Below are 26,473 nucleotides of genomic sequence, written 5' to 3' on the forward strand. Positions count from 1 at the left end.
TCTTCCCGGGAGTTCCGGGCCTCCCGGCGCGCCGTTGTCATCGCAGGTGGGACCGGCTTTCCCCGAGCCGGGAAAAACCTTTCACCCGTTTTCCGGGAAAAGTCGGCCGACCGTTGCCGCCTCCCTTGCGGCCGCGGTCCGCGCGGCAAAGCGCAAGACACCCCGAGGACACGGGCAAGGCCCGGCGATACGGACCCATCCGCCTAGATTATGACCATGTGCCACATGGCGAACACGCCGGGCGACGATCGCCCCGGACCCCGCGAGCGGCCGGCATGAGCGGCGCGCACGCCGCCGAGCGCGCGTCCGGGGGCGCGCCGGTCAGGCTCACCCTGCCGACCCTGACGGCGATGGTCGTCGGCTCGATGGTCGGGGCCGGGGTCTTCTCCCTGCCGTCGCGGTTCTCCGAGTCCACCGGCGTGGCCGGGGCCCTCATCGCCTGGGTGATCGCGGGCACCGGCATGCTCATGCTCGCCTTCGTCTTCCAGATGCTCGCCGTGCGCAGGCCCGACCTGGACGCCGGGGTCTACGCCTACGCCAAGGCGGGCTTCGGCGAGTACCTCGGGTTCTTCGCCGCGTTCGGGTACTGGGCCAGCGCCTGCGTCGGCAACGTGACCTACTGGGTGCTCATCATGTCGACGCTCGGGGCCCTCTTCCCGGCCCTGGGCGACGGCGACACCCTCCTGGCCGTGGGGCTGTCCTCGGTCGGCCTGTGGGGGTTCTTCCTGCTGGTGCGCCGGGGCGTCAGGGAGGCCACGGCGATCAACCGGGTGGTCACCGTCGCCAAGCTCGTGCCCATCCTGGTGTTCGTCGTGCTGGCCCTGTTCCTCCTGGACCCGGCGGTGTTCGCCGGCAACCTCACCGGCACCGCCGGCGCCGGGACCCTCTTCGACCAGGTGCGCGGCACCATGCTGGTCACCGTGTTCGTGTTCCTGGGGGTGGAGGGGGCCAGCGTCTACTCCCGCCACGCCGCCCGGCGCGAGGACGTGGGCCGGGCGACCGTCCTGGGCTTCCTCAGCGTCTTCGCGGTCTTCGCCTCGGTCACCGTCGTGTCCTACGGCATCATGCCGATGGAGGAGATCGCCGCCCTGCGCCAGCCCTCGATGGCCGGGGTCCTGGCGCACGCCGTGGGCCCCTGGGGGACGGTGTTCGTGAGCGCCGGGCTGATCGTCTCGGTGCTGGGCGCCTACCTGGCCTGGACCCTGATGGCCGCCGAGGTGCTGTTCGTCGCCGCCCGGGACGACGACATGCCCCGCTTCCTGCGCCGCTCCAACGCCGCCGACGTCCCGGTCCCGGCCCTGGTGATGACCACCGCGCTGTCCCAGGCGGTCCTGGTCGTCACCCTGTTCTCCGAGGACGCCTTCGACTTCGCGCTCAACATGACCAGCGCGCTGACCCTGATCCCGTTCCTGCTCGCGGCGCTGTTCGCGGTCAAGGTCGCGCGGGACCCCGCCGCGGGCGCCGGGGCCGGGGCGTCCCGGGGCGCCCTCGCGATCGCGGTGCTCGCCACCGCCTACACCGCCTTCCTGCTGTACGCGGCCGGCCTGAAGTACGTCCTGGTCTCCCTCATCGTCTACGCGCCCGCCACCGTGCTGTTCGTCAAGGTCCGGCGCGAACAGGGCCGCCGCCTGTTCACCCCGGCCGAGCTCGCCGTGTGCGCCGTCTCCGTCGCGGGGGCGGCGGCCGGCGTGGCCGCCCTGGCCACCGGCCTGATCACGCTCTGAACCGCTCCGAAGGGACTCCGCCATGCCCGACACCGCCCCGCCGCCGCACGGCGTCCACTCCGAGGTGGGCCGCCTGCGCAAGGTCCTGGTCTGCTCGCCCGGACTCGCCCACCGCCGCCTCACCCCGACCAACGCCGCGGACCTGCTCTTCGACGACGTCATGTGGGTGGACAGCGCACTGCGCCACCACGAGGAGTTCGTCGCCGCGCTGCGCGGCCGCGGCGTCGAGGTCGTCGAGCTCCACGACCTGCTCGCCCGGACCCTGGCCGTGCCCGGGGCCCGCTCCTGGCTGCTGGACCGCAAGATCACCCCGAACGAGGTCGGGACCGGCCTGATCGAGGGCACCCGCGCCTTCCTGGAGTCCCTGGACCCCCGCGGCCTCGCCGAGCTCCTCATCGGCGGCATGGCCGCCGACGACCTGCCCGACGAGTACCGCTCGCCCTACCTCTCGCTCGCCCAGGAGTCCACCGGCGGCCGCGAGTACCTCATGCCGCCGCTGCCCAACACCCTCTACACCCGCGACACCACCTGCTGGCTCTACGGGGGCGTCACGCTCAACCCGCTCTACCGGCCCGCCCGCCGCGACGAGACCCTGCTGATGAAGGCCGTGTACCGGTTCCACCCCGACTTCGCCGGGGACACCGTCTGGTGGGGCGACCCCGAGCTCCCCTGGGGCCAGGCCACCTTCGAGGGCGGCGACGTCATGCCCGTGGGCGACGGGGTCGTGCTCATGGGCATGAGCGAGCGCACCTCGCGCCAGGCCGTCACCCAGGTCGCCGCGGCGCTGTTCTCCGCCGGGGCCGCCCGCCGGGTCATCGTGGCGGGCATGCCCAGGCTGCGCGCCGCCATGCACCTGGACACCGTGCTGACCTTCGTGGACCGCGACGTGGTCACCCTCTACCCGCGCATCATGGACGCGGTGCACACCTTCTCGCTGTACCCGTCCGACCGCGCCCCGGGCGTGGAGGTGGTGGACGAGGGCGCCCGGGCGTTCACGGACGTGGTGGCGAAGGCCCTGGGGCTGTCCGCGCTGCGGACCATCGAGACCGGCGGCGACGCCTACGCCTCCGAGCGCCAGCAGTGGGACAGCGCCAACAACGCGGTCGCCGTGGAGCCGGGCGTGGTCTTCACCTACGACCGCAACACCCAGACCAACGCGCTGCTGCGCGCGGCGGGCATCGAGGTCCTGCCGATCGTCGGCGCCGAACTGGGCCGGGGGCGCGGCGGCGGCCACTGCATGACCTGCCCCCTGGTCCGCGACCCCGTGGACTTCTGACCGGTCCGCGCCCGGCCGCCGGACGCGGCGGGGGCCGACCGGAAGTCCGGTCGGCCCCCTCTGTCGTCCTCTCAGGCGCGGCCGTCACAGGCACCGGCCGGTGCCTGCCGCCGTCGCAGGCGGCCCGCCCCGCGCCGGCGGCAAACGGACCCCGGTGGCCGACGCGGTCACAGGGCGTGCCCGCCGGCGACCTGGAGAACCTGCCCGGTGACCCATCGCGCTTGGTACGAGGCCAGATACACCACCGCGTCGGCGACGTCCTGCGGCTCGCCCACCCTGCTCATCGGCACGATCTCCTCCGCCCGGGCCAGGAGGTCCTCGTCCATCCAGCCGGTCTGGACGGGCCCCGGAGCGACGGCGTTCACCCGGATGCCGCGGGCCGCCAGGTCCAGTGCGGTGGACCGGGTGAGCGCCTCCAGCGCCCCCTTGGACGTCCCGTAGCCGGTCTGGCCGGGGAAGGCCCGCGCGGCATCGGTGGTGATGTTGACGACGCACAACGGGTCGTCCTCACGGTGCAGCCGCGCCACCTCGGCGGTGAGGAGCGCGGGGGCGATGGCGTTCACCCGGTAGTGGCGGTCCAACGACGCGGCGGTCAACGTGTCGACGGTGTCCGGCGTCTCGCAGTGGGCGGCGTTGTTGACCAGGACGTTGATCGCGCCGACCCGGGCCGCGACGTCGCGCACCAGCCGGGAGGCCGCCTCCGGTTCGGACAGGTCGGCGCTGACGGCGAAGGCGCCGTTGCCGAGTTCCTCCGCGAGCCCGTCCGCCTCCTCCGCGGCGGGGGTGACGTGCGCCCATTCGGTGCCCGCCGGCGCGGGGGGATCCTGGGCGAGGTAGTGGATCGCGACGCGTGCCCCCTGCGCCGCGAAAGCGCGGCCGATCGCCGCGCCGATATTGCCGGAACCGCCGGTCACCAGGACGTTCCGGCCGGCGAGGCGGGTATCGATCATCGTGTCTCCTCGTCGGAAAAGTGTCGACGCCCTGCTGGCACGGAGCCCGGGGACCACCGGCACGAGCGGGGGCCGACCGGAAGTCCGGTCGGCCCCCTCTGTCGTCCTCGGAGGTGCGTTCCTACAGGTACTGGCCGGTGTTGGCCACCGTGTCGATGCTCCGCCCGGAGTCCGCGCCCTTCTTGCCCGTGACGAGGGTCCGGATGTAGACGATGCGCTCGCCCTTCTTTCCGGAGATCCGCGCCCAGTCGTCGGGGTTGGTGGTGTTGGGCAGGTCCTCGTTCTCGCTGAACTCGTCGACGCACGCCTGGAGCAGGTGCGCGACCCTGATCCCCTTGGAGTCGTGGTCGATGAAGTCCTTGATGGCCATCTTCTTGGCCCGCGAGACGATGTTCTCGATCATGGCGCCGGAGTTGAAGTCCTTGAAGTACAGGACCTCCTTGTCACCGTTGGCGTAGGTGACCTCCAGGAACCGGTTCTCCTCGCCCTCGGTGTACATCCGCTCCACGACCGTCTGGATCATGGCGTCCACCGTGGCCTTGGCCGAACCGCCGTGCTCGGCCATGTCGTCCTCGTGCAGCGGCAGGTCCTCGGTGATGTACTTCGCGAAGATGTCCCGGGCCGCCTCGGCGTCGGGCCGCTCGATCTTGATCTTGACGTCCAGGCGTCCGGGCCGCAGGATCGCCGGGTCGATCATGTCCTCGCGGTTGGAGGCGCCGATGACGATGACGTTCTCCAGGCCCTCGACACCGTCGATCTCGCTCAGCAGCTGCGGGACGATGGTGTTCTCCACGTCGGAGGACACGCCCGAGCCGCGGGTGCGGAAGATCGAGTCCATCTCGTCGAAGAAGACGATGACCGGCGTGCCCTCGGAGGCCTTCTCCCGGGCCCGCTGGAAGACCAGGCGGATGTGCCGCTCGGTCTCGCCGACGTACTTGTTGAGCAGCTCCGGGCCCTTGATGTTGAGGAAGAAGCTCTTGCCCACGTCGCGGCCGGTGCGCTCGGCGACCTGTTTGGCCAGCGAGTTGGCGACCGCCTTGGCGATGAGCGTCTTGCCGCAGCCGGGCGGGCCGTACAGCAGCACGCCCTTGGGCGCGCGCAGCTTGTGCTCGCGGAACAGGTCCTTGTGCAGGTAGGGCAGCTCGACCGCGTCGCGGATGAGCTCGATCTGCCCGGACAGGCCGCCGATGTCGGTGTAGGCGATGTCGGGGACCTCCTCGAGGATGAGCTCCTCGACCTCCGACTTGGGGATGCGCTCGTACACGTACCCCGAGCGCGGCTCCAGCAGCAGGGAGTCCCCGGGCCGGATCGGCTCGTCGCGCAGCGGGTCCGCCAGGCGGACGATGCGCTCCTCGTCGTGGTGCGAGATCACGAGGGCGCGCTCGCCGTCCTCGAGGATCTCCTTGAGCATCACGACCTCGCCGACCGTCTCGAAGGACTCCACCTCGACGACGTTGAAGGCCTCGTTGAGCATGACCTCCTGGCCGGGACGCAGCTCGTCCACGTCCACGGAGGGGCTCACGTTGACCCGCATCTTGCGGCCGTTGGTGAAGATCTCGACGGTCTCGTCGTCGCGCCCGCCCAGGAAGACGCCGAAGCCGGACGGCGGCTGCGCCAGCCGGTCGACCTCCTCCTTCAGGGCCACGATCTGCTCGCGGGCCTCCTTGAGAGTGGAGACCAGCCGCTCGTTCTGGCCGTTGGCCGCCGCCAGGTTGGCCTGGGCCTCCCTGAGGCGCTCCTCGAGGAGGCGTACATGTCGGGGCGAGTCGGCGAGCTTGCGCCGGACCACGCTGAGTTCCTTTTCCATGTAGGAGACCTGGGCCGTGAGTTCAGCGACTTCACGGTCCCGGTCGCTCTGACGCTCGTCGTCGCGCTCGGCCACGTCCGCCACCTCCTTTTAGAAGGACGACTACTCGGGAGCGTACCTACCCCTGCCCTATTCCTAACCTCCCAGCCCCGACGAGTGTCGTAGGCCTCATTTCAAGACCTTGCGTCACCGCAGGTCAGGCTGCTAGAGGATGACCCGACGTAATGAGAAAGTAACCTCTCGGGCGGGACCGGGTCACGCTTCGGCCCCTTGACGGCGCGGCGGCGCCGTGCACGTCGCCGGGGATGAAACGGACATGTTTACGGTACTCGAACGCCGGGGAGCGCCCCGGGACGCCCTTTCGGGAAACGCGACGGCCCGCCCGGAGACGTGCTCCGGACGGGCCGTGCCGCGGTTGCGCCCGCCGCCCCGCCGGGGCCGCGGGGCGTCCCGCGGCCGGTGCGGGCGGCGCGTCCCCGCGCGGGGGTCACTCCGCGGCGGTGTCCTGTGCGGCGGAGTCCTGCGCGGGGGACTCCTGGGCGGTCGGCTCCCGCTCCGCCCCGGCGGCGGGCGCGACCTCGGCGGCGGGCGCGGCGGCGCCGCCCGCGGCCGCGCGGGCCGCCTCGTAGTCCTGGCCGTAGGCGCCCTTGGCCGGGCGGCGGCGGCGCTCGGGAGCCTCCACCCCGTCGGCCAGGCGGCGGGCCACCACCAGGAACCCGGTGTGCCCGATCATGCGGTGGTCCGGGCGCACCGCCAGGCCCTCCACGTGCCAGGTCCGCAGCATGGTCTCCCACGAGCGCGGCTCGTAGAACCGCTCGTCCTCGCGCAGCTCCTCCACCACGCGCGAGAGCTGGGTGGTGGTGGCGACGTAGCAGCACAGCAGGCCGCCGGGGATGAGCGCCCCCGCCACGGCGTCCAGGCACTCCCAGGGGGCCAGCATGTCCAGGAACACGCGGTCCACGTCGGTCTCGTCGAGCTCCTCGACGAGGTCGCCGACGGTCAGCTTCCACGCGGGGTGCGGGCCGCCGTAGAACCGCTCGACGTTCTTGCGGGCGATCTCGGCGAAGTCGGCGCGGCGCTCGTAGGAGTGCACCATGCCCTTCTCCCCCACCGCGCGCAGCAGCCAGCTGGACATGGCGCCGGACCCGGCGCCGGCCTCCACGACGCGCGCGCCGGGGAAGATGTCGGCCTCCACCAGGACCTGGGCGGCGTCCTTGGGGTAGACGATGGTCGCCCCGCGCTTCATCGACAGGGTGTAGTCGATCAGCAGGGGGCGCAGCGCCACATAGGCGGTACCGGTGTTGGAGCGCACGACGCTGCCCTCGGGCCGGCCGATGAGGTCGGAGTGCTCGACCTTGCCCTTGTGGGAGTGGAAGGTGCCCCCTTCGTGGAGGGTGATCGTGTGCATGCGCCCCTTGGGGTCGGTCAACTGCACGGTGTCACCGTCGGTGAAGGGACCACGGCGGCCATGGATACCGGTCAACGTCGCTCTCGTCTTCCCAGATTCGGTTCGGTCGGGGCGATCGTCCAGCGTATCGGTCCGCCGACACCACCTGGGCCCGTCCGCGGCGGGCGGACACGCGCCGGCCCCGTGTGCGAAGCCCCGCCCGTCAGGGCAGTATCAGCCCAGCGGGCCGATCTGCTCGCCTGAGCACGGACACGGAGACGAGGACCCATGTCAGAGCCGACCACCGGGCTGGGGATCGACATCGGCGGCAGCGGCATCAAGGGGGCCCCGGTCGACCTGACCACCGGGGAGTTCCTCGAGGACCGCCTGAAGATCCTCACGCCCCACCACGCCGGACCCGAGGAGGTCGCCGAGATCGTCGGCGAGATCGCCGCGCACTTCCCCCAGGCGGACGGCCCTCCCCTGGGCGTCACCTTCCCGGGCGTGGTGCAGAACGGTGTGGTGCGCACCGCCGCCAACCTGCACAAGAGCTGGATCGGCACCGACGCGCGGGCGCTGTTCGCCCGGGTCACCGGCCGGCCGGTGCGGCTGCTCAACGACGCCGACGCCGCGGCGGTGGCCGAGGCCCGCTACGGGGCCGCCAAGGGGGTCTCGGGCGTGGTGCTGATGACCACCCTGGGCACGGGGATCGGCACGGCGCTGGTGGTGGACGGGCACCTGGTGCCCAACACCGAGTTCGGGCACCTGGAGATCGACGGCCACGACGCCGAGACCAAGGCGTCCTCGGGCGCCAAGGAGCGCGAGGGCCTGTCCTACCACGAGTGGGCCCACAAGCGCCTGCAGAGGTACTACCGGGTGGTGGAGGACCTGCTGTGGCCGGACCTGATCGTGGTCGGGGGCGGGGTGAGCCGCAAGTCGGACAAGTTCCTGCCACTGCTGGACATCCGCACCCCGATCGTCCCGGCCGAGCTGCGCAACACGGCGGGCATCGTGGGCGCGGCCCTGGCCGCCCACGGCCCCGGCGCGGCGCTCCCGGGCGCCTGACGCCCCGGCCCGCGCCTCGGACGGGGGCGGTGGCGCGCCCCGGCCGCAAAGGGGAAGGGGCCGGGGCGCGCCCCGTCGTGAACCGCCCGGGGGCGCGGGGCGGGACCGCCGCGGCACGGGGGACCGTGCCGGCGGTCGTCGTGCCCCGGCCACGGGGGAGGTGCGGCCGGAACACTTCCGGACCCGGCCCGGCCGCGGAGGGACTGCGGTCGGGACGTTCCGGTCTCCCCGCCGGACCCGGGCGCGGGGGGCGCGGTCCGGGGGCGGGGCGGTCGGGCGGGCGGGGCCGGGCGGCCCCGCACAGAGGGAGACTGGGTTCCGGGGAAGCCCATGCACCGCCCGCCCTGGGGCGCGGGCCGGATCCGCGCCCCGGGGGGCGCGGTGCGGACCGCGCGGTCTCAGGTGCGGTCCAGGGCCCCCAGGATGCGGCGGACCGCCTCGGAGGTCCGTGTGGCCGGGGACAGGGGCACCCCCGCCAGCGGCCGGGGCTCCCCCGGCCACCGCATCCACCACCACAGGTCGCCCCGGTGCGGCCGGAGCAGCGCGTGCTGCGGCCCGGCGTGCACGATCCCGTGCACCCCGTCCTCGCGGGCCTCCACCCCGTGCGAGCGCAGTTCCGCGGCCAGCCCGCGCAGCACGAGGTCGATCTCGCCCGGACACCGCATGTCCGGGTCACCCGCCGGTGGGGTATCGACGGTCACTCAGGCCTCCCCTGTGGTCGCCAACGACGTTCTCACTCTGCCCCACCGCCGGGACCGGAAAAGCACGCCTATGCGGATCACGCATGAGCGGTTATGCGTGGCCCTCCCGGGGAAGGCGGAACCCTCCCGGAGAACACCCCCGGAACACAATGAAAGCCGACAGAAGGTTTTTATCGCCCTTATCTCAACAACCCATGCCACAAGGGGCGGAGCGCTCACCTAAGAACGTTAGAACGGGGTTGTGAGAAGCCACGAAAAACCGCGATCCCGGGCTTTACCCGGTACCGCCGGACCGAACACGGCCACCTCCGGCACCGCGAATCCCTAATCTGAACTCCATGTCCCAACTTCCACCGGACCTGTGGTCCCGGCCGCGCATCGCGGCCGCCCTGGCCACCTGCGACATGGCGACCGTCATCGAGGGGGTGCGCACCGCCCGCGGCTGGTCCCAGGGCGACCTGGCGCGCGCCGTCGCCTACTCCCAGAGCTGGGTCTCCCGGGTCGTCAACGGCCAGCAGTCGCTCACCGTCACCCAGGTGCACGACCTGGCCCGGCGTCTGGACATCCCGCTGCACCTGCTGCGCTTCGACGGCACCCTGCCGCTCGACGCCGACGAGGACCCGGCGCCCGCGCCCGCCCCGGCGGCCTCCCGCGCCGCCGACGCCGGCGCCGCCTTCGGCATCCCGCCCGAGGGCGGCCACGCCGCCGTCGACGAGACGACCGCGCCCGCGCTGCGCTCCATCACCGGCGGCCAGCGCCGCATGGACTCCACCTCGCCCGCCCGCGACCTGCTGCCCAGCGCCGTGGCCCACGTGCACCTGGCCGAGCGGATGCTCCTCAAGGCCCGCGGCACCGCCCACCACTCCGCCGTCAGCGCCGCCGCCAGCGAGGCCTCCGGGTTCGCCGCCTGGCTGCACGCCGACCAGGGCGACATGGGGTCGGCCCGCATGCACTACCGCACCGCCGTCATCCGCGCCCGCCAGGCCGGGATGCGCCTGCTCGACGTGTACATGCTCGGCTCCCTGGCCGCCTTCGAGATCGACACCGCGGAGGACCCCGAACTGGGCCTGGGCCTGGTCCAGGAGGCCGAGCACGTCCTGGGCCCCTCCGCGCACCCCACCGCCCGCGCCTGGCTGGCCTGCGTGGGGGCGCTGGCCCACGCCGGCATCGGCGACCGCTCCGCCGCGGCCCACGCCATCGGCCGCGCCGAGAAGGAGATCGCCCGTTCGGGCAACGTCAACCCGCCCTGGCCCTGGGTGTTCGCCTTCGACCAGGCCAAGGTCTCCGGCTACCGCGCCCTGGTGGGGGTGCGCCTGCGGCGCCCGCACGACGCCCGCGACGCCTTCGCCGAGGCGTCCGGCCCCCAGGGGCGGGGCGCCAAGCAGGCCGCGGTGCTCAAGGTCGAACTGGCCGCGGCGCACGCCGAGGCGGGCGACGTCGACGAGGCGTTCCGGCTGGCCGTGGAGGCCCTGGAGACCGGGACCCGGTTCGGCTCGGCCCGGGTCGTGGACCGCGTCCGCTCGTTCAGACGGCGCTACAGAGGGCCGCAGGCCGCGTGTGTCCGAGACCTCGACGACCGCCTCGCGCTGCTCGTGAACGCCGTCCCTGCATCTGGGTACAAAGGCGGCTAAACGAACAGCAGGGAGGGTGACGTGATCCGCATCGGCATCACCGGCCATCGCAACCTGACCCCCGGTGTGGGCGACGCCGTCGCCGCCCTCATCGACTCGCACCTGGAACCCTACGGATGCGACCTGGTGGGCCTCTCCTGTCTGGCCGACGGGGCCGACGCCCTGTTCGCCGCCGCGGTCCTGGACGCCGGGGCCCCGCTGGAGGCGATCGTCCCCGCCCGGGAGTACCGCGACGGGCTCCCCGCCGGACACCACCCGCTCTATGACCGCCTGCTCGCCCAGGCCGTCCTCGTCCACACGCTGCCGCACGTGGAGTCCACGCCCCGGGCGCACCTGGAGGCGGGCCGCCTCCTGGTGGAGCGCTGCGACCAGCTCGTCGCGGTGTGGGACGGCGAGCCCGCCCGCGGCCCCGGCGGCACCGCCGACATCGTCGCCTACGCCCGCTCCCTGCACCGCCCGGTGTCCGTCCTGTGGCCCGAGGGCGCCCGCAGATGAGGGCTGCGGCGGGCGGGCGGGCGGGGGCGGGGGCGGCGTCACGGCGCCGCCCGGCTCACTCCCGGCCGGACATGGCCGCGTTGACGTCGGCGGCGCGCAGCACCCCGTGCACCGCGCCGTCGGCGTCCGCCACCAGGTACTCCGGAAGCGGATGGGAGGTCAGGCGCTCCAGCATCTCCTCCCCCTCCAGGTCCAGCGGGAGCACCGAGTGGGCGGTCAGCGCCCGCGCCACCTCCGCCACGGGCACCCACGCCCGCCGCGCGTCGGTGACCTCCGCGGCCAGCCCGGGATGCACCACCGCCGTCGGCGTGCCCTCGGAGTCGGTCACCACCAGGGCCGTCGCCCCGATCACCGCGGCCCGCCGCTCGGCCTCGGCCAGCGGGGTGTCGGCCGGGACCGCCAGCGCCGCCCGCGCCAGGTCGCGGACCCGCAGCCCCGGCACCCGCGAGCGCACCCGCGCGGCCCGCAGGGAGTCGGTGGCCCCCATCCACATGAACCCGCCCAGCACCAGGCCCCAGACCGTGCCCCACGGGTTGAGGGCGCCGGCGGCCCACCCCAGCAGCAGCGGCACCGCCACCACGACCAGGGCCAGCACCCGGCCGCCCCAGGCCGCCGCCACGCTGCCCGCCAGCGGCCGCCCGGTCAGCTTCCACACCGCGGCCCGCACCAGCCGCCCGCCGTCCAGCGGCAGCCCCGGCAGCAGGTTGAACACACCCACCAGCAGGTTGGCAACCCACAGCTGGAACAGCAGCTCGCCCACCACGGAGAACGGGTCCGCCAGCCGGAACAGCCCGTACGCCCCGGCCGCGATCAGCAGGGAGAACAGCGGGCCCGCGAACGCGATCCAGAACTCCCGCCCCGGCGTGGGCGCCTCCTTCTCGATCTCGGAGACCCCGCCCAGCACGTACAGCACGATCCGCCGCACCGGCAGCCCGTACCGCCGGGCCACCACCGAGTGCGCCAGCTCGTGCACCAGCACCGACGCGTACAGCAGCAGCGCGAACACGAACGCCATCGCGTAGGAGAACACCGACGGCAGGGCCAGGCGGTCCTGCACGATCCCGCCGTACACCAGGGTGATGAGGACCGCCACCACCCACCATGACGCGGTGACGTACACGGGGACCCCGAAGGGCCGGCCCAGGAGCAGTCCGTTGGAGCGGTCGCGGGGCGCGGGGCGATCGTTGCCGGTGGTCACGCCCCCAAGGTTACGGGGCCGCGCCGCACCCGGCACGCGGGCCCCGGCACCACAGGGCCTGCGCGCACGGGTGTCGTCTGTCACGCCCTTCTCATAGGCTCACGTGTATGACCACCGTGCTCCTGCCGTCCGCGCTCTCGCCCTCCCGGGCGTCGGACTTCCTCCAGTGCCCGCTGCTCTTCCGGTTCCGCACCATCGACCGGCTCCCGGAGGCACCGAGCGCGGCGGCCCTGCGCGGCACCCTGGTCCACGCCTGCCTGGAGCGCCTGTACGAGCTGCCCGCCGAGACCCGCACCCCCCGCACCGCGGTCGGCCTGGTCGACCCCCAGTGGAACAGGCTCCGGGAGAAGCGCCCCGAGGTGGAGTCGCTGTTCGCCGACGAGGCCGCCCGCGACGCCTGGCTGGAGTCCGCCCGCGACCTGGTCCGCCGCTACTTCGACCTGGAGAACCCCACCGCCCTGGAGCCGCGCGAGCGCGAGATGCGCATCTCGGTGGAGCTGCCCACCGGCCTGCGGCTGCGCGGCTACGTCGACCGCCTCGACGTGGCCCCCGACGGGCGCATCCGCGTCGTCGACTACAAGACCGGCAAGTCCCCCTCCCCGCGCTTCGAGGACAAGGCCAGGTTCCAGATCTTCTTCTACGCGGTGATGATCTGGCGCGACCTGGGCGTGGTCCCCACCCGGCTGCAACTGGTCTACCTGGGCGGGGACGGGGCGATCCGCTGGTACGACCCCACCGAGGACGAGCTGCGCGCCGCCGAGGCCGAGATCTCCGACATCTGGGCCCGGATCGAGGCGGCCGGCCGCGCCGGGGTCTGGGAGCCCAAGAAGAGCAGGCTCTGCGACTGGTGCGAGCACCAGGCCATCTGCCCGGCCTTCGGCGGCACCCCTCCGCCGCTGCCCACCGCCCTGCCCCCGGGGGCCTGACGTCGGGCACCGTCCCCGCGGGGCGCCCCGGATGCGGCACAATCGGCCTGTGCCCGTCTCAGTGCTGCTGGTCGACGACCAGCCCCTCGTCCGCGCCGGCTTCCGGATGATCCTGGAGGCCGCGCCGCACCTGTCGGTGGTCGGCGAGGCCTCCGACGGCCGCGAGGCGGTGGAGGCGGCCCGCAGGCTGCTGCCCGACGTCGTCCTCATGGACGTGCGCATGCCCGGCATGGACGGCGTCGAGGCCACCCGCCGCATCGTCGAGCGCTCGCGCTCCCTGGACCAGGAGGTCCGGGTGCTGGTGCTCACCACCTTCGACCTCGACGAGTACGCGGTGGGCACCCTGCGGGCGGGCGCCCACGGGTTCCTGCTCAAGGACTCCCCGCCCGAGGAGCTGGTCGCGGCGGTGGAGACCGTCGCCTCCGGCGGCGCCGTGGTCTCCCCCCAGGTGCTGGAGCGGCTGCTGGCCCGGTTCGCCCCGCTGCTGCCCGCCCCCGACGGCTCCGGGGACGCGGCCCCCGACCCCCTCACCGACCGCGAGCGCGAGGTGCTGCGGCTGGTCGCGCGCGGCTGGTCCAACTCCGAGATCGCCGCGCATCTGATCGTCGGCGAGACCACCGTCAAGTCGCACGTGGGCCGCATCCTCACCAAGCTCGGCCTGCGCGACCGCGTGCAGGCCGTGGTGCACGCCTACGAGAGCGGACTGGTGCGCCCCGGGGAGCGGGACGGATGACCCCCGATCCGCCCCCGCGGCCCCCGGCGCGTTCAGCCGCACGGGCCCGTCCGGCTTGGGAGGATGATCCGGTGATCGAACTCACCGGTACCCGGTCCCCGGGCGGGCGAACCCGAGCCGACGGGCCCGCGTCCCCTGAAGGGGTCGTGAACACCGGGTCGACCGCCGCGGGGCGGCGGCGGGAAGGGGAGGACGGACATGGGGGACAAGCGGGGCCGCCCGCCGTCGGGTGAGGACCGCATGCTCAGCCGGATGCGCGACTGGCGCGCCCGGCACGAACGCGACCTGGCCCCGGACGAGGAGGAGGACGAGCGCCCCCTCCCCGACGCCCGGGCCATCGACCTGGTGCTGCGGGTCGGCGAGCTGATGCTCGCCAGCGGGGAGGGCACCGAGGCCGTCAGCGAGGCGATGCTCAGCCTCACGGTGGCCTTCAACCTGCCCCGTTCGGAGGTGTCGGTCACCTTCACCACCATCACCCTGTCCACGCACCCGGGCGGCGACCAGCCGCCCATCACCGGCGAGCGCGTGGTGCGCCGCCGCTCCCTGGACTACTTCCGGGTCAACGAGCTCCACACGCTGGTGCAGCAGGCCGCCCTGGGCCTGCTGGAGCTGGAGGACGCCGCCGCCAGGCTGGAGCACATCCGGCGGGCCCGCATGCCCTACCCCAACTGGGTGATCGTGGTCGGGTTCGGGCTGATCGCCTCCAGCGCCAGTGTGATGATGGGCGGCGGCCTCATCGTGGCGACGGTGGCGTTCCTGGCCGCGGTGCTGGGCGACCGCACGTCGGTGTTCCTGGCCCGGCGCGGGGTCGCCGAGTTCTACCAGATGACCGCCGCGGCGATGGTCGCGGCGACCATCGGCGTGGGGCTGCTGTGGGTGAGCCACGAGCTGGAGCTGGGGCTCCAGGCGGGGGCGATCATCACCGGCAACATCATGGCGCTGCTGCCCGGGCGCCCGCTGGTGGCCAGCCTCCAGGACGGGATCAGCGGCAGCTACGTGTCGGCGGCGGCCCGGCTGCTGGAGACGTTCTTCATCCTGGGCGCGATCGTGTCCGGGGTGGGCGCGGTCGCGTACACGGCGGTGCGCCTGGGCGTGTCCATCGACCTGGACGCCCTGCCCTCGGCGGGCACCGCCATGGACCCGCCCGTGCTGCTGGGCGCGGCCGGGATCGCGATCGCGTTCGCGGTGTCGCTGGCGGTGCCGCCCCGGATGCTGGTGACCATCGGCCTGCTGGGCGTGATGATCTGGGTGATCTACGCGGGCATGCGGGCGGTGTTCGAGGTGCCGCCGGTCGTGGGCACCGTCGTGGGCGCGGTGGCCGTGGGGGTGGTGGGCCACTGGCTGGCCCGGCGCACCCGCCGCCCGGTGCTGCCCTACCTGGTGCCGTCGATCGCGCCCCTGCTGCCGGGCAGCCTGCTGTACCGGGGGCTGATCGAGTTCACCCAGGGCACGGCGGTGGCGGGTCTGCTCTCGCTGGTGGAGGCGGTCATGGTCGGCCTGGCGCTGGGCGCCGGGGTGAACCTGGGCGGCGAGCTGGTGCGAGCGTTCCAGCGCGGCGGCCTGGCCGGGGCCGGGATGCGCAGCCGTCCGGCGGCGCGCCGGACCCGGGGCGGCTACGGGTACTGACCCCGCGCGATCCGGTCGAAGGTGATGCGAACCACAGGCGATCCGCGGGTATCTCACCGTGTGAGAGCGGACGACGACACCGACCGCGTGTTTTCGCCCCGAAACGCGACAAGCATGTGATGTGAGCCACTATTCTTGGCGTCAGCTCAATGACGAGTCCCTAGCGAAAGGCCGATCCCATGTGCAGCCACGAACCCGCCTGCCCGTCCTTCGAGGACACCGACCGCGAGGCCGCGCGCGTCGTGTCCAGTCACCCGGAACAGGGCTGGAGCCTGCTCTGCAACGGCGTCGTCCTTTTCGACGACACCGGTGAGCTGCTGCCCGACGGCGCCGTCGTCGCCCCGCACCGCCCCCGCGTCCTGGCCGCCTGACCCGCGAACGCCCGACCACCACCGTCCCCACCGGTCCCCCCGACGGGCCGGACGAACCCCGCCCGGGAGCAGAGCCCCCGGGCGGCGGTACGCGCGGACCGCTCCGCGGCCCGCGGCCTCACAGGCGCTCGGGCCAGTCCTCGGGCAGCAGGTCGCGCTCACCGGTGGCCTCCGCCAGCCGGCGCCGCAGATCCGCGTGCAGGCCCGGCCCCCACACCAGTTCGTCGGGGGTGCGCACCGCCTGGACCAGCGCCTCCCGCAGCCGCGCCGGGTTCGCCTCCCCCTCCAGCGCGGGCAGCGCCGCCAGGGCGTGCATCCGCGTCAGCACCGCGAACAGCTCCGCCGCCAGCGCCGGCGCGCTGGCCGTGGCCACCGCCTCCGTCAGGTAGGGCTCCCACCAGGGCACCCCGTCCTCCTCGCCCCCGTGGGCGAACCCGCGCCGCAGCCGGGCGCCGACCTCCTCGGCGGTGGCGTCCCCGAGGTCGCGCAGTCCGCCGCGCCACACCCCGGCGGCCCCCTCGGCGTCCCCGCGCAGCGCCAGCAGGCCGGCCAGCAGCTCCACGGCGGCCCCGGCGGTCGGCGGGGCGGCCGGCTCCCCGCCCTCGCCGGGCGGTTCGAGGACCGCGTCCAGGTCGGCGATGGCGTGTTCGAGGTGGGCGGCGGCGCGCAGCAGGCGCAGCTCCGGGTCCTCGGCCGCGGCCAGTCCCCGGTCGGCGGCGCTCAGGGCGGCGCCCGGCGCCCCCCGGCCCAGCAGCCTCCCGGCCAGGTCCCGGGCGGCCTCGGCCACGGTCTCGGTGTGCAGCCGCTCCGCCCGTTCGGGCGGCGGGGCCAGCGCCGCCTCCCAGTGCTCCTCGGCGGCCCCGGGGTCGCCGCGCTCCTCGGCCGCTCGGGCCAGCCCGTAGTGGGCGACGGCGGTGTGCCCGGGACCGCCCAGGTCCAGCAGGCGGCGCCAGACCCGCTCGGCCTCGGCGCCCTCGCCGTCCTGCTCCAGCGACAGCGCCAGGTGGTGGGCGGCGCGGGGCGCGTGCCGGGCGTCGCCCGTGTCCAGGGCCCGGCGGGCGGCGTCGCGCGCGGCGGCGGTGTCGCCGCGGCCGTCCTCGACCACGGCCAGGCCCAGCAGCGCGCGGGCCAGCACGTCCGGGGGCGGGTCGGCGGCGACGGCGCCGCGGTAGAGCTCGGCGGCGCGGTCGAGGTGGCCGTTCTCGGCCAGGTCGCGGGCCTGGTCGCACAGACCGGCCGCCTCCGACGCCGAGGGCGCGGGTCCGGCGGGGGCGTCCCGGGGGTCGACGGCCCGCGGCCGGGGGTCGACGGGGCCGCCGTGGCGTGCGGAGGGTCCGGACGTCGTGGTCATGCTGGGCGCTTTCCGGTGGGGGTCCGCGCGGTGGGACACGCGGGTGTCGCCGCAACTCTAACGCGCGCGACGGCGGCGGGAGAGTGCCGTGGGGGCCGGTGTCGCCCTTCGGGGCGCGTGTGCCCCGTGGGAGCCCGGAAGCCTCACCTTTATGTCGTAGATTTTCCTTATGTCCGAATAAGGGGCTCCGCCCGGATCCGGACGGAGCCCCCGGTGCCCTACCGGGCCGGACTACAGCTCGAAGGCCTCCGGCGGCGGGCAGGAGCACACCAGGTTCCGGTCACCGTAGGCCTGGTCGATGCGGCCCACCGGCGGCCAGTACTTGTCGCGGCGCAGCGACGGCACCGGGTAGGCGGCGTCCGCGCGGGTGTACCCGTGGGTCCACTCGTCGGCCGTGACCTCCTCCGCCGTGTGCGGGGCGTTCTTGAGCGGGTTGTCCTCGGCGTCCCACTCCCCCGCCGCCACCTTGTCGATCTCGCCGCGGATGGCGATCATCGCCTCGATGAACCGCTCCAGCTCAGCCAGGTCCTCGCTCTCGGTGGGCTCCACCATGAGCGTCCCGGCCACCGGGAACGACATCGTCGGGGCGTGGAAGCCGTAGTCCATCAGCCGCTTGGCCACGTCCTCGTTGCTGATGCCGCTCGCCTTCTGCAGCGGGCGGATGTCGATGATGCACTCGTGCGCGACCAGGCCGTCCGCACCGGTGTAGAGCACCGGGTAGTACGGCTCCAGGCGCTTGGCCACGTAGTTCGCCGACAGCACGGCGACCTCGGTGGCGGTGCGCAGCCCCTCGCCGCCCATCATCCGCACGTACGCCCAGGAGATCGGCAGGATGCCGGCCGAGCCGAACGGCGCCGCCGACACCGGGCCCACGCCCGTGTGCGGGCCCGCCTCGGGCTGGCCCGGGTGGTTGGGCAGGAACGCCGCCAGGTGCGAGCGGACCGCGACCGGGCCCACGCCCGGGCCGCCGCCGCCGTGCGGGATGCAGAAGGTCTTGTGCAGGTTCAGGTGGCTGACGTCGGCCCCGAACTCGCCCGGCTTGGCCCAGCCCACCAGCGCGTTCAGGTTGGCGCCGTCGACGTACACCTGGCCCCCGGCCTCGTGGACCAGGCGGCACACCTCGGTGATGGTGTCCTCGTACACGCCGTGCGTGGACGGGTAGGTCACCATGATCGCGGCCAGCGCGTCGGCGTGCTTCGCGATCTTGGCCTTGAGGTCGTCCACGTCGATGTTGCCGCCCTCGTCGCAGGCCACCACGGCCACGCGCATGCCGGCCATCACCGCGCTGGCGGCGTTGGTGCCGTGCGCGGAGCTGGGGATCAGGCACACGTCGCGGTGGTCGTCGCCGCGCGAGCGGTGGTAGCCGCGGATGGCCAGCAGGCCGGCGAACTCGCCCTGGGAGCCGGCGTTGGGCTGCAGGGACACCGCGTCGTAGCCGGTGATCTCGGCCAGCCAGGACTCCAGGTCGCGGATGAGCGCCACCGAGCCGGCCGCCTGGTCCAGCGGGGCCAGCGGGTGCAGGCCCGCGAACTCCGGCCAGGTGACCGACTCCATCTCGGTGGTGGCGTTGAGCTTCATGGTGCACGAGCCCAGCGGGATCATCGTGCGGTCCAGGGCCAGGTCGCGGTCCGACAGCCTGCGCATGTAGCGCAGCAGCGAGGTCTCGCTGCGGTGGGTGTTGAACACCGGGTGGTCGAGGTAGTCCACCCCGCGCGCCAGGTCCCCGGGCACGCGGTCGGCGTCCCCGTCCACGGCCACGGCGGCCTTGGGGCCGTGCCCCGCCCCGCCGAACGCCTCGGCCAGCGCGGCCAGGTCTGCGACGGTCGTGGTCTCGTCGACGCTGACGCCGACGGTCGAGGCGTCCACGCGCAGCAGGTTGAACCCGGCGGCCAGGGCGCTCTCCACGACCCGGTCGGCGCTGGGCACCCGCACCCGCAGGGTGTCGAAGAACGCGCCGTGGACCACCTCGAAGCCGCGCTCGGCCAGGGCGTCGGCCAGCGCCGCGGTGCGGGTGTGCACCTGGCGGGCGATCGCGCGCAGGCCGTGGGGGCCGTGGTAGACGGCGTACATCCCGGCCATGACGGCCAGCAGCACCTGCGCGGTGCAGATGTTGCTGGTGGCCTTCTCGCGGCGGATGTGCTGCTCGCGGGTCTGCAGGGCCAGGCGGTAGGCCGGGCGGCCCGCGGTGTCCACCGAGACGCCGACCAGGCGGCCCGGGATCTGGCGGCGCAGCTTCTCGGCGACCGACATGTAGCCGGCGTGCGGGCCTCCGAAGCCGAGGGGGACGCCGAAGCGCTGGGTGGAGCCGACGGCGATGTCCGCGCCCAGGGAGCCGGGGCTGCGCAGCAGGGTCAGCGCGAGGATGTCGGCGGCGACCACGGCCAGGGCGCCGCGCTCGTGGGCGGCGGCGATGACCGCGCCCGGGTCGCGCACCGCACCGCTGGAGGCCGGGTACTGGACCAGGACGCCGAAGGCGTCGCCCTCGGGCAGGCCCCGGGAGAGGTCGGCGACGACGACCTCGATGCCCAGCGGCTCGGCGCGGGTGCGCAGCACCTGGAGGGTCTGCGGGAAGACGTCGGAGTCGACGACGAAGACGTCGGCCCTGCTCTTGGAGGCGCGGCGGGCCAGGGTCATGGCCTCGGCGGCGGCGGTGGCCTCGTCCAGCAGGGAGGCGCCGGTGACGGGCAGGCCGGTGAGGTCGGAGACCATGGTCTGGAAGTTGATGAGGGCCTCGAGGCGGCCCTGGGAGATCTCCGGCTGGTAGGGCGTGTACGCCGTGTACCAGGCCGGGTTCTCCATGATGTTGCGCAGGATCACCGGCGGGGTGAAGGTGCCGTAGTAGCCCTGGCCGATGAGGGGCTTGACGACGGTGTTGCGGTCGGCGAGCGCGCGCAGCTCCGCGAGGGTCTCGGCCTCGCCGATGGCCTCGGGCAGGTCCAGATCCGCGCTGCGTCCGGGGGCGCTGAGGATGGACGCGGGGACGGCGGCGGCCATGAGCTCGGCGGTGGAGCCGTAGCCGACCGTCTTGAGCATCTCCTCGACGGCGCCGGGCGCGGGTCCGACGTGGCGGTCGGCGAACACCCGGGCGGGCGCGCCGGGGACGTTCACGGGCTGGTCGGACACGGAGACCTCCTGGTGACAGGGCCGATGCGGATCGGCGGTGTTCCTCACGGTCTCCCCCTCTGTCACCGGGCACGGCGGCGCCCAGGCTTCAGAGCGGCCTTCTCCGCACGGTCCGTGGTGCCTGAGAGGTTACTGGGGAGTATTGCCCCGTCGGCGCCCCTGGGTCAGGGGTCTCTCCCGCGCGGTATCGACAGCCTGCTGACGCTGTGTTCACTTGTACGGACAGGGCGAATGTCGGTTTTCATCCCTGTTGTGGTTACGACCGTACTCGATCACATCGCCACAGGCCGAGTCCCCCCGCGCGTTCCGCGCGCCTCGCGCGCCCGGGCGCGACGAGGGCCCGTGCGGCCGTCCCTCCGCACGGACCCTCCACCGTCCTCTCTCGGACGGTCCCCGGCGGGGCCTTCGCGCGGCCCCGCACTCCTCTCTCGGACAGTCGCGCCGCCCCCGCCGCTCCCCCACCCCCGGAACACACCGTGTCCCGCATCACACCCCGCCCCGGGTCGCCGTCGCCCCCGGCGAGGACTCCCCTCCGCGCCCACACAGCACCACAACCCCCGCCCGCCCCAGCGGCCCCACCCGCACCACCCACACCGCCACCCCCGGCCCTGGGCAACGTCACCCCAGAAGAGGGCTCCCACCCGCATCCACACGGCACCACGGTCCCCGCCCGCCCCAGCGGCCCCGCCCGCATCGCCGGCACCGCCACCTCGGGCCCGGTGGTCCCGGGGCTCCCCTCCCGGTGGCCGTCACGTGTGCCGGGGCGCGCGACCGCCTTCGACCCGGGGGTGGAAAGGGGGGAGCCCGTGCGGCCGTCCCTCCGCACGGGCTCCTTCTCCCATCCCTCTCGGACAGGGTTCGAGGAGGGCTTCGCACGGCCGTCCTCCGCACGAAGCCCTCGACTCTCACTCTTTCATCCCTCTCGGACGATCCGCAGCCACACCGCCGTGTCGGACGGCAACCGATCGCCCTCCAGGGGCCCGCCGGCCACCAGCACCCCCCGGTGCGCGGGCAGGTCCGCCGGGTCCCCGCCCAGGTTGACGACACAGGCCACGTCGCCGCGGGCGAACGCCAGCACCTCCTCGGGCGCCTCCAGCCAGCGCATCCCCGGGCCGTCGGCGGGCGGGGCGCCCAGGGCGGGTTCGGCCCGGCGCACCGCCAGCGCCCGGCGGTACAGGTGCAGCATGCCGTCGGGGTCGGTGGCCTGGGCCGCGGCGGTGCGCGCGGCCCAGCCCGCGGGCTGCGGCAGCCACGGATCGGCCGCGCCCGGCGGCCCGAACCCGAACGGCGGCCCCTCCCCCGACCACGGCAGCGGCACCCGGCAGCCGTCCCGCCCCCGGTCCGCGCCGCCCGAGCGGACGAACACCGGGTCGTCGATCAGCTCCTCCGGGACGTCCACCTCTTCCAGCCCCAGCTCCTCGCCCTGGTAGACGTACACCCCGCCGGGCAGCGCCATCGCGAGCAGCGCCGCCGCCCGCGCCCGCCGGGTGCCCAGCTCCAGGTCCACGGGCTCGCCGTGGCGGCGGTCCGCGAACGAGAACCCGGTGTCCCCCGCCCGCCCGTACCGCGTGACGTGCCGGGTCACATCGTGGTTGGACAGCACCCACGTGGCGGGCGCCCCCACCGGGGCGTGCGCGGCCAGGGTCCGGTCGATGACCGACCGCAGCGCCTTGGGCTCCCAGGGGCAGCTGAGGAAGTCGAAGTTGAACGCGCTGTGCAGTTCGTCGGCCCGCAGGTACCGGGCGAACCGCTCCGGGTCGGGCAGCCACATCTCCCCCACGAACACCCGGTCGGGCCCGTAGGACTCGGCGATCCGCCGCCACCGCCGGAACACCTCGTGCACCCCGTCGCGGTCGGAGAACGCGCTCTCGTCCCCCTCCGGGGCGTCGGGCAGCCCCGGGTCCTTGACCATCCCGTCGGCCACGTCGACGCGGAACCCGTCCACCCCCCGGTCGAACCAGAACCGCAGGATCGCGTCGAACTCCTCGCGCACCCGCGGGTTCTCCCAGTTCAGGTCGGGCTGCTGCGCCGAGTACAGGTGCAGGTACCACTCCCCCGGGCTCCCGTCGGCCTCGGTGACCCGGGACCAGGCGGGGCCGCCGAACCGGGACCGCCAGTTGTTGGGCGGCAGCCCCCCGTCCTCGCCCCGGCCGGGCCGGAACCAGAACAGCGAGCGCTCGGCCGAGCCCGGCCCGGCCGCCAGCGCCTCCCGGAACCACACGTGCTCGCTGGAGCAGTGGTTGGGCACGATGTCGATGATCACCCGGATACCGCGCTCGTGGGCGGCGGCGATGAGCCGGTCGGCCAGGTCCAGGTCGCCGTAGACGGGCGCGATGTCGGTGTAGTCGGCCACGTCGTACCCGCCGTCGGCGAGCGGCGACGGGTACCACGGGCTCATCCACAGCGCGTCGACCCCCAGCTCCGCCAGGTGGTCGATCTCCCGCAGCACCCCGGCGAGGTCGCCGACGCCGTCGCCGTCGCCGTCGGCGAAACTGCGCGGGTAGATCTGGTAGATGGCGGCGCCGCGCCACCAGTCCGGGTCGTGGTGTCCGGTCACGTTGCGGTGTCCTTGTCGTCGGAGGGGGCGGGAGGGACGGTCATCCCTTGAGCGCGCCGGCGGAGAGCCCGGCGATCACCTGGCGCTGGAACACCAGGAACAGGGCGAGCACCGGCAGGCTGGAGACGACCATCCCGGCGATGAGGAGGTTGAGCGGCATCTCGGTGGAGATCCGCGCCAGGTGGACGGTGATGGTCTGCACCAGCGGGTCCTGGAGCACCACCAGCGGCCAGACGAAGTCCTTCCAGGCGGCGACAATCGCCAGGATCGACACCACCGCCAGGATCGGCCGCGACAGCGGCAGCACGATCCGCAGCATGATCTGGGCGGGTCCGGCCCCGTCCAGCCGGGCGGCCTCCACCAGTTCGGCGGGGACGCGGTCGAAGAACTGCTTGAGCACGAACACGTTGAACGCGTTGGCGGCCATCGGCAGCCACACCGCCCAGGGCGTGTTGAGCAGGTTGACCCCGATCAGCGGCACGTCCGCGACGGTGAGGTAGGTGGGGACGAGCAGCGCGGCGGCCGGGAGCATGAGGGTCGCCAGCATCATCCCCAGCACGGCGTTGCCCAGCACGGGGCGCAGCCGCGACAGCGAGTAGGCGGCCGGCACGGCCACCCCCAGCTGGAACAGCCAGGCGCCGCCCACCACCACGAACGTGTTCCACAGGTACCGGCCCAGGTCCAGGGTCTCCCAGGCGAGGGGGTAGGTTTCGGGCCGCCACTCCTGCGGCAGCAGGGTGGGCGGGGTGCGGACCAGTTCGGCGGGGGGCTTGAGGGAGCCGCTCACCGCCAGCAGCATCGGCCCCAGGAATACCACGGTGAACAGGACGATCACCAGGAGCAGGACCACCCGGTAGCCGATCCTGCCCCGGGGGCTGTTGAGGGTGAGCGGGGAGACGAGGGTGCGCTCCCCGGTGCGCGCGGGCGGGCCGCCGCGGGCCCGCCGGGGCCGGGTCGGGATCATGGCTCTCCTTCGAGGGGCGGGTCAGCGGGCGCGGGTGGCCCACAGGTACAGGGCGGAGAACACGGCCAGGACCGCGAAGAGCATGAGGCTCAGGGCCGCGGCCGCGCCGAAGTCGCCGAAGGTGAAGGCGTAGCGGTAGATGAGCAGCAGGACCGTGGTGGTGGCCCCCTCGGGTCCGCCGCCGGTGAGGATGTAGGGCTCGACGAACACCTGCATGGTCGCCACGACCTGGAGCAGCAGGAGCACGAGGATCACGAACCGCATGTGCGGGATGGTCACCGACCACACCCGCTGGAGCAGCCCGGCCCCGTCGAGTTCGGCCGCCTCGTACAGCTCGCCGGGGACGGCCTGGAGTCCGGCCAGGTAGATGAGGGTGGCGGTGCCCAGGTTGGCCCAGGTGGAGACGATGACGAGCGAGATCATCGCGGTGTCGGCGGAGTTGGTCCACCCCAGCCCGGGCAGGCCCACCGCGCGCAGCGCCCCGTTGAGCAGGCCGGGGCCGGGGTCGTAGAACCACTTCCACAGCAGCGCCGACACGATCGGAGGCAGCATCACCGGCAGGTAGACGACCAGCCGCAGGTACCCGCGGGCGTGCCTGAGCTCGTTGAGGACGAGCGCCAGCACGAACGGCAGCGCGAAGCCGAAGACCAGGGCCAGCAGGGTGAACCGCGCGGTGTTGGCCCAGGCGGTGGCGAACAGCGGGTCCTCGGCGAGGGTCCGGAAGTTCTCCAGCCCCACCCACACCGGGTCGGCGACGAAGTTGACCCGCTGGAAGGCCAGCGCGACGCCCCGGGTGACCGGATACCAGGAGAAGACGGCGAAGCAGAGGATCGCGGCGGACAGGAAGGCGTAGGCGACGGCGTTCTCGGCGACGCGGCGGCGCAGTGCCCCGGCCGGCCGGCGGGGGGCGCGGGCCGGGGCGGGTGGTGCCGGCGGCGCGGGAACGGTCGCGGTGCCGGTTTCGGGCATGGCGGACTCCGTGGGGACGGGGCGGCGGCCCGGGGTGCGGGCCGCCGCCGGGGGCGGGGGCGTCACTCCAGGACGGCGTCGATCTCGTCGCTCGCGGTGGCGAGCAGCTCGTCGATGTCGGCGTCCTCGCGGGTCAGCACCGCCTGCATGGCCGTGTCGAGGATCGCGTAGACCTGCTGGGCCTGCGGGGGCTCGACGAAGCCGGGGATGTCGGGCTGGGCGTCCACGAAGCTCTGGTAGTTGTCCAGCGGGACGTTGGCGTTGGCCTCCTTCAGGGCCAGCTGCTCCTCGCGGGTGCCGCCGACCCAGATGTCGGGCGTGGGCGCCATCGGCAGGCCGACCGGGGAGCCCAGTTCGAGGGCGTCGTCGATCATCTCCTGGAACCGGTCGGGCTCCAGGAACTTCCACTGGAGCCAGGTCAGGCCCGCCTCGATCTGCTCCGGGGTGAGCCCGGCCCTGAACATGTAGCCCTCGCCGCCGATCAGCGTGCCCTGCTGCTCGGGCATGGGGGCCAGGCCGTAGTCGTCGTAGTCGCCCTCGAAGTTGTCGACGATGGGCTTGAGGTTGTCGGGCGCGCCGATGTACATCCCCAGGGTCCCCGCGCCCATCATGCGCTGGAGGTCCTCGAACTCCAGCATCTGCCGGTCGCCCATGGAGCCGTCCTCCCAGCGCATGGCGTGGAGGGTCTCCAGGATCTCCCGGCCCTGGGCGCCGTCGACGTTCGCGGTCATGGTGCCGCGGTCGACGGTCTCGGCGCCCAGGGAGTTCATCCAGGCGTTGAAGTGCCAGCCGCCCTGGTTGTTGGTGCTCAGCTCGGCGAAGCCGACGTAGTCCTCGCCCAGGTCGCTGATGGCGTCGGCGGCCTCGCGGACCTCCTCCCAGGTGGTGGGCGGGGAGTCGGGGTCCAGTCCGGCCTCCTCGAACAGGGTCCGGTTGTAGACCAGGCCCATCGAGTAGTTGGCGGTGGGCAGCCCGTACAGGCGGCCCTCCTCGTCGCGGAACACGTCGAGCAGCCCGGGCTGGATCCGGTCGGTGATGCCCAGGGCCTCGGCCTGCTCGGTGATGTCGGAGACCTGGCCGCGCTCGATGAGCGCGGCGGGGTCGGTGAAGTAGACGTAGAAGACGTCCTCCAGCTGCCCTCCGGCGAGCTTGGTCTGGAACGTCGCGGGGTCCATGAACCCCTCGCGGGGGTCGATGCGGATGTCCTCGTGGAGGGAGTGGAACTCCTCCACGTCGTCGTCGAAGATCGCCCGCTCGACCGGCTTGGTCCGCTCCGGCTGGCCGTTGACGACGATCGTGACGGTGCCGTCGGCGGCCGGGGCGTCGGAGCCGCAGGCGGTGACGCCCACCGCCAGGGCGACGGCGGCGGCCGCGAGTGCGGTGCGCCGGGGAACTGCGACACGGTGTGTGCCCATAACCTGCTCGTTCCTTTCCGGCTCCTCCCCCGGGGAAGCCATGTGGTGGTGCCGGAACGATAAAATAGCCGGACACACTTCTGCAAGAAATGAACATGAGTCTGCAAATCAGCTACACAGCCTGGAAATACAGGCATAATGCGAGCTGGATCACACAGGGGAGCCGGGCGAACCCGCCTAACGAAGGCGTAACGAAGCCCCGCG

20 protein-coding genes and 1 riboswitch are annotated in these 26,473 nt (G+C 73.6%); of the genes, 9 read left to right on the forward strand and 11 right to left on the reverse strand.

Annotated features, from left to right (window positions below):
* Positions 1–275 precede the first annotated feature (275 nt).
* Positions 276–1,724, forward strand: coding sequence for a basic amino acid/polyamine antiporter (locus ABZ249_RS00485; RefSeq protein WP_355255169.1), 1,449 nt, complete (start codon positions 276–278; stop codon positions 1,722–1,724).
* 22 nt (positions 1,725–1,746) lie between these two features.
* A complete protein-coding gene (locus tag ABZ249_RS00490; protein WP_355255172.1) occupies positions 1,747–3,000 on the forward strand; it encodes an arginine deiminase in 1,254 nt (417 codons plus the stop codon).
* Between the two features lie 167 nt (positions 3,001–3,167).
* Here the strand turns inward: ABZ249_RS00490 and ABZ249_RS00495 are convergent, their stop codons facing one another.
* From ABZ249_RS00495 to ABZ249_RS00505, 3 genes are all read right to left on the reverse strand, one after another.
* Entirely contained in the window at positions 3,168–3,950 is a 783-nt protein-coding gene (locus ABZ249_RS00495) for an SDR family oxidoreductase (RefSeq protein ID WP_355255175.1), read from the reverse strand.
* A gap of 121 nt (positions 3,951–4,071) precedes the next feature.
* Positions 4,072–5,841, reverse strand: a complete 1,770-nt coding sequence (gene arc, locus ABZ249_RS00500) for a proteasome ATPase (RefSeq protein ID WP_355255178.1) — start codon at positions 5,839–5,841, stop codon at positions 4,072–4,074.
* Positions 5,842–6,244: 403 nt separating this feature from the next.
* The gene (locus ABZ249_RS00505) at positions 6,245–7,240 is read right to left on the reverse strand and encodes a tRNA (adenine-N1)-methyltransferase (RefSeq protein ID WP_355255181.1); all 996 of its coding nucleotides are present in this window, start codon (positions 7,238–7,240) and stop codon (positions 6,245–6,247) included.
* A 192-nt stretch (positions 7,241–7,432) separates the two neighbouring features.
* On the opposite strand from ABZ249_RS00505, the gene ppgK reads away from it, so the two are divergent.
* Positions 7,433–8,209: a polyphosphate--glucose phosphotransferase gene (ppgK, locus tag ABZ249_RS00510; RefSeq protein ID WP_355255183.1), complete on the forward strand. Its 777-nt coding sequence runs from the start codon at positions 7,433–7,435 to the stop codon at positions 8,207–8,209.
* A 398-nt stretch (positions 8,210–8,607) separates the two neighbouring features.
* Here ppgK and ABZ249_RS00515 read toward each other — a convergent pair whose 3' ends face one another.
* Entirely contained in the window at positions 8,608–8,874 is a 267-nt protein-coding gene (locus ABZ249_RS00515; protein WP_220565893.1) for a hypothetical protein, read from the reverse strand.
* A gap of 413 nt (positions 8,875–9,287) precedes the next feature.
* Between ABZ249_RS00515 and ABZ249_RS00520 the strand changes: the two genes are divergently transcribed.
* Together ABZ249_RS00520 and ABZ249_RS00525 are read left to right on the forward strand one after the other, a co-directional pair.
* Positions 9,288–10,541: a helix-turn-helix transcriptional regulator gene (locus tag ABZ249_RS00520; protein WP_355256006.1), complete on the forward strand. Its 1,254-nt coding sequence runs from the start codon at positions 9,288–9,290 to the stop codon at positions 10,539–10,541.
* Between the two features lie 21 nt (positions 10,542–10,562).
* Positions 10,563–11,036 (forward strand): hypothetical protein, encoded by a 474-nt coding sequence (locus tag ABZ249_RS00525; RefSeq protein ID WP_355255186.1) that lies wholly within the window; start codon positions 10,563–10,565, stop codon positions 11,034–11,036.
* 55 nt (positions 11,037–11,091) lie between these two features.
* Here the strand turns inward: ABZ249_RS00525 and ABZ249_RS00530 are convergent, their stop codons facing one another.
* Positions 11,092–12,156 (reverse strand): site-2 protease family protein, encoded by a 1,065-nt coding sequence (locus ABZ249_RS00530; protein ID WP_355256008.1) that lies wholly within the window; start codon positions 12,154–12,156, stop codon positions 11,092–11,094.
* 185 nt (positions 12,157–12,341) lie between these two features.
* Between ABZ249_RS00530 and ABZ249_RS00535 the strand changes: the two genes are divergently transcribed.
* The 4 genes from ABZ249_RS00535 to ABZ249_RS00550 all read left to right on the forward strand — a co-directional run bounded on the left by ABZ249_RS00535 (position 12,342) and on the right by ABZ249_RS00550 (position 15,890).
* Entirely contained in the window at positions 12,342–13,160 is an 819-nt protein-coding gene (locus ABZ249_RS00535) for a RecB family exonuclease (RefSeq protein WP_355255189.1), read from the forward strand.
* A 49-nt stretch (positions 13,161–13,209) separates the two neighbouring features.
* A complete protein-coding gene (locus ABZ249_RS00540) occupies positions 13,210–13,893 on the forward strand; it encodes a response regulator transcription factor (RefSeq protein WP_355255192.1) in 684 nt (227 codons plus the stop codon).
* A gap of 198 nt (positions 13,894–14,091) precedes the next feature.
* Complete coding sequence (locus ABZ249_RS00545; RefSeq protein WP_355255195.1) at positions 14,092–15,519, forward strand: threonine/serine exporter family protein; 1,428 nt, start codon at positions 14,092–14,094, stop codon at positions 15,517–15,519.
* Positions 15,520–15,698: 179 nt separating this feature from the next.
* Complete coding sequence (locus ABZ249_RS00550; protein WP_220562139.1) at positions 15,699–15,890, forward strand: DUF5999 family protein; 192 nt, start codon at positions 15,699–15,701, stop codon at positions 15,888–15,890.
* 118 nt (positions 15,891–16,008) lie between these two features.
* Here the strand turns inward: ABZ249_RS00550 and ABZ249_RS00555 are convergent, their stop codons facing one another.
* From ABZ249_RS00555 to ABZ249_RS00580, 6 genes are all read right to left on the reverse strand, one after another.
* On the reverse strand, positions 16,009–17,241 hold the full coding sequence (locus ABZ249_RS00555) for a tetratricopeptide repeat protein (RefSeq protein ID WP_355255198.1): 1,233 nt from the start codon (positions 17,239–17,241) through the stop codon (positions 16,009–16,011).
* Between the two features lie 231 nt (positions 17,242–17,472).
* The gene (gene gcvP / locus ABZ249_RS00560; protein ID WP_355255201.1) at positions 17,473–20,364 is read right to left on the reverse strand and encodes an aminomethyl-transferring glycine dehydrogenase; all 2,892 of its coding nucleotides are present in this window, start codon (positions 20,362–20,364) and stop codon (positions 17,473–17,475) included.
* 98 nt (positions 20,365–20,462) lie between these two features.
* Positions 20,463–20,554: riboswitch (glycine riboswitch) on the reverse strand.
* A gap of 723 nt (positions 20,555–21,277) precedes the next feature.
* Entirely contained in the window at positions 21,278–22,921 is a 1,644-nt protein-coding gene (locus ABZ249_RS00565; protein ID WP_355255204.1) for a glycoside hydrolase family 13 protein, read from the reverse strand.
* A 40-nt stretch (positions 22,922–22,961) separates the two neighbouring features.
* A complete protein-coding gene (locus tag ABZ249_RS00570; RefSeq protein WP_355255207.1) occupies positions 22,962–23,885 on the reverse strand; it encodes a carbohydrate ABC transporter permease in 924 nt (307 codons plus the stop codon).
* Between the two features lie 21 nt (positions 23,886–23,906).
* The gene (locus tag ABZ249_RS00575) at positions 23,907–24,854 is read right to left on the reverse strand and encodes a sugar ABC transporter permease (RefSeq protein ID WP_355255210.1); all 948 of its coding nucleotides are present in this window, start codon (positions 24,852–24,854) and stop codon (positions 23,907–23,909) included.
* Between the two features lie 62 nt (positions 24,855–24,916).
* The gene (locus ABZ249_RS00580) at positions 24,917–26,269 is read right to left on the reverse strand and encodes an extracellular solute-binding protein (RefSeq protein WP_355255213.1); all 1,353 of its coding nucleotides are present in this window, start codon (positions 26,267–26,269) and stop codon (positions 24,917–24,919) included.
* Positions 26,270–26,473 lie beyond the last annotated feature (204 nt).

Source organism: Nocardiopsis sp. NPDC006139 (genome assembly GCF_040614155.1).
GTDB lineage: Bacteria > Actinomycetota > Actinomycetes > Streptosporangiales > Streptosporangiaceae > Nocardiopsis > Nocardiopsis changdeensis.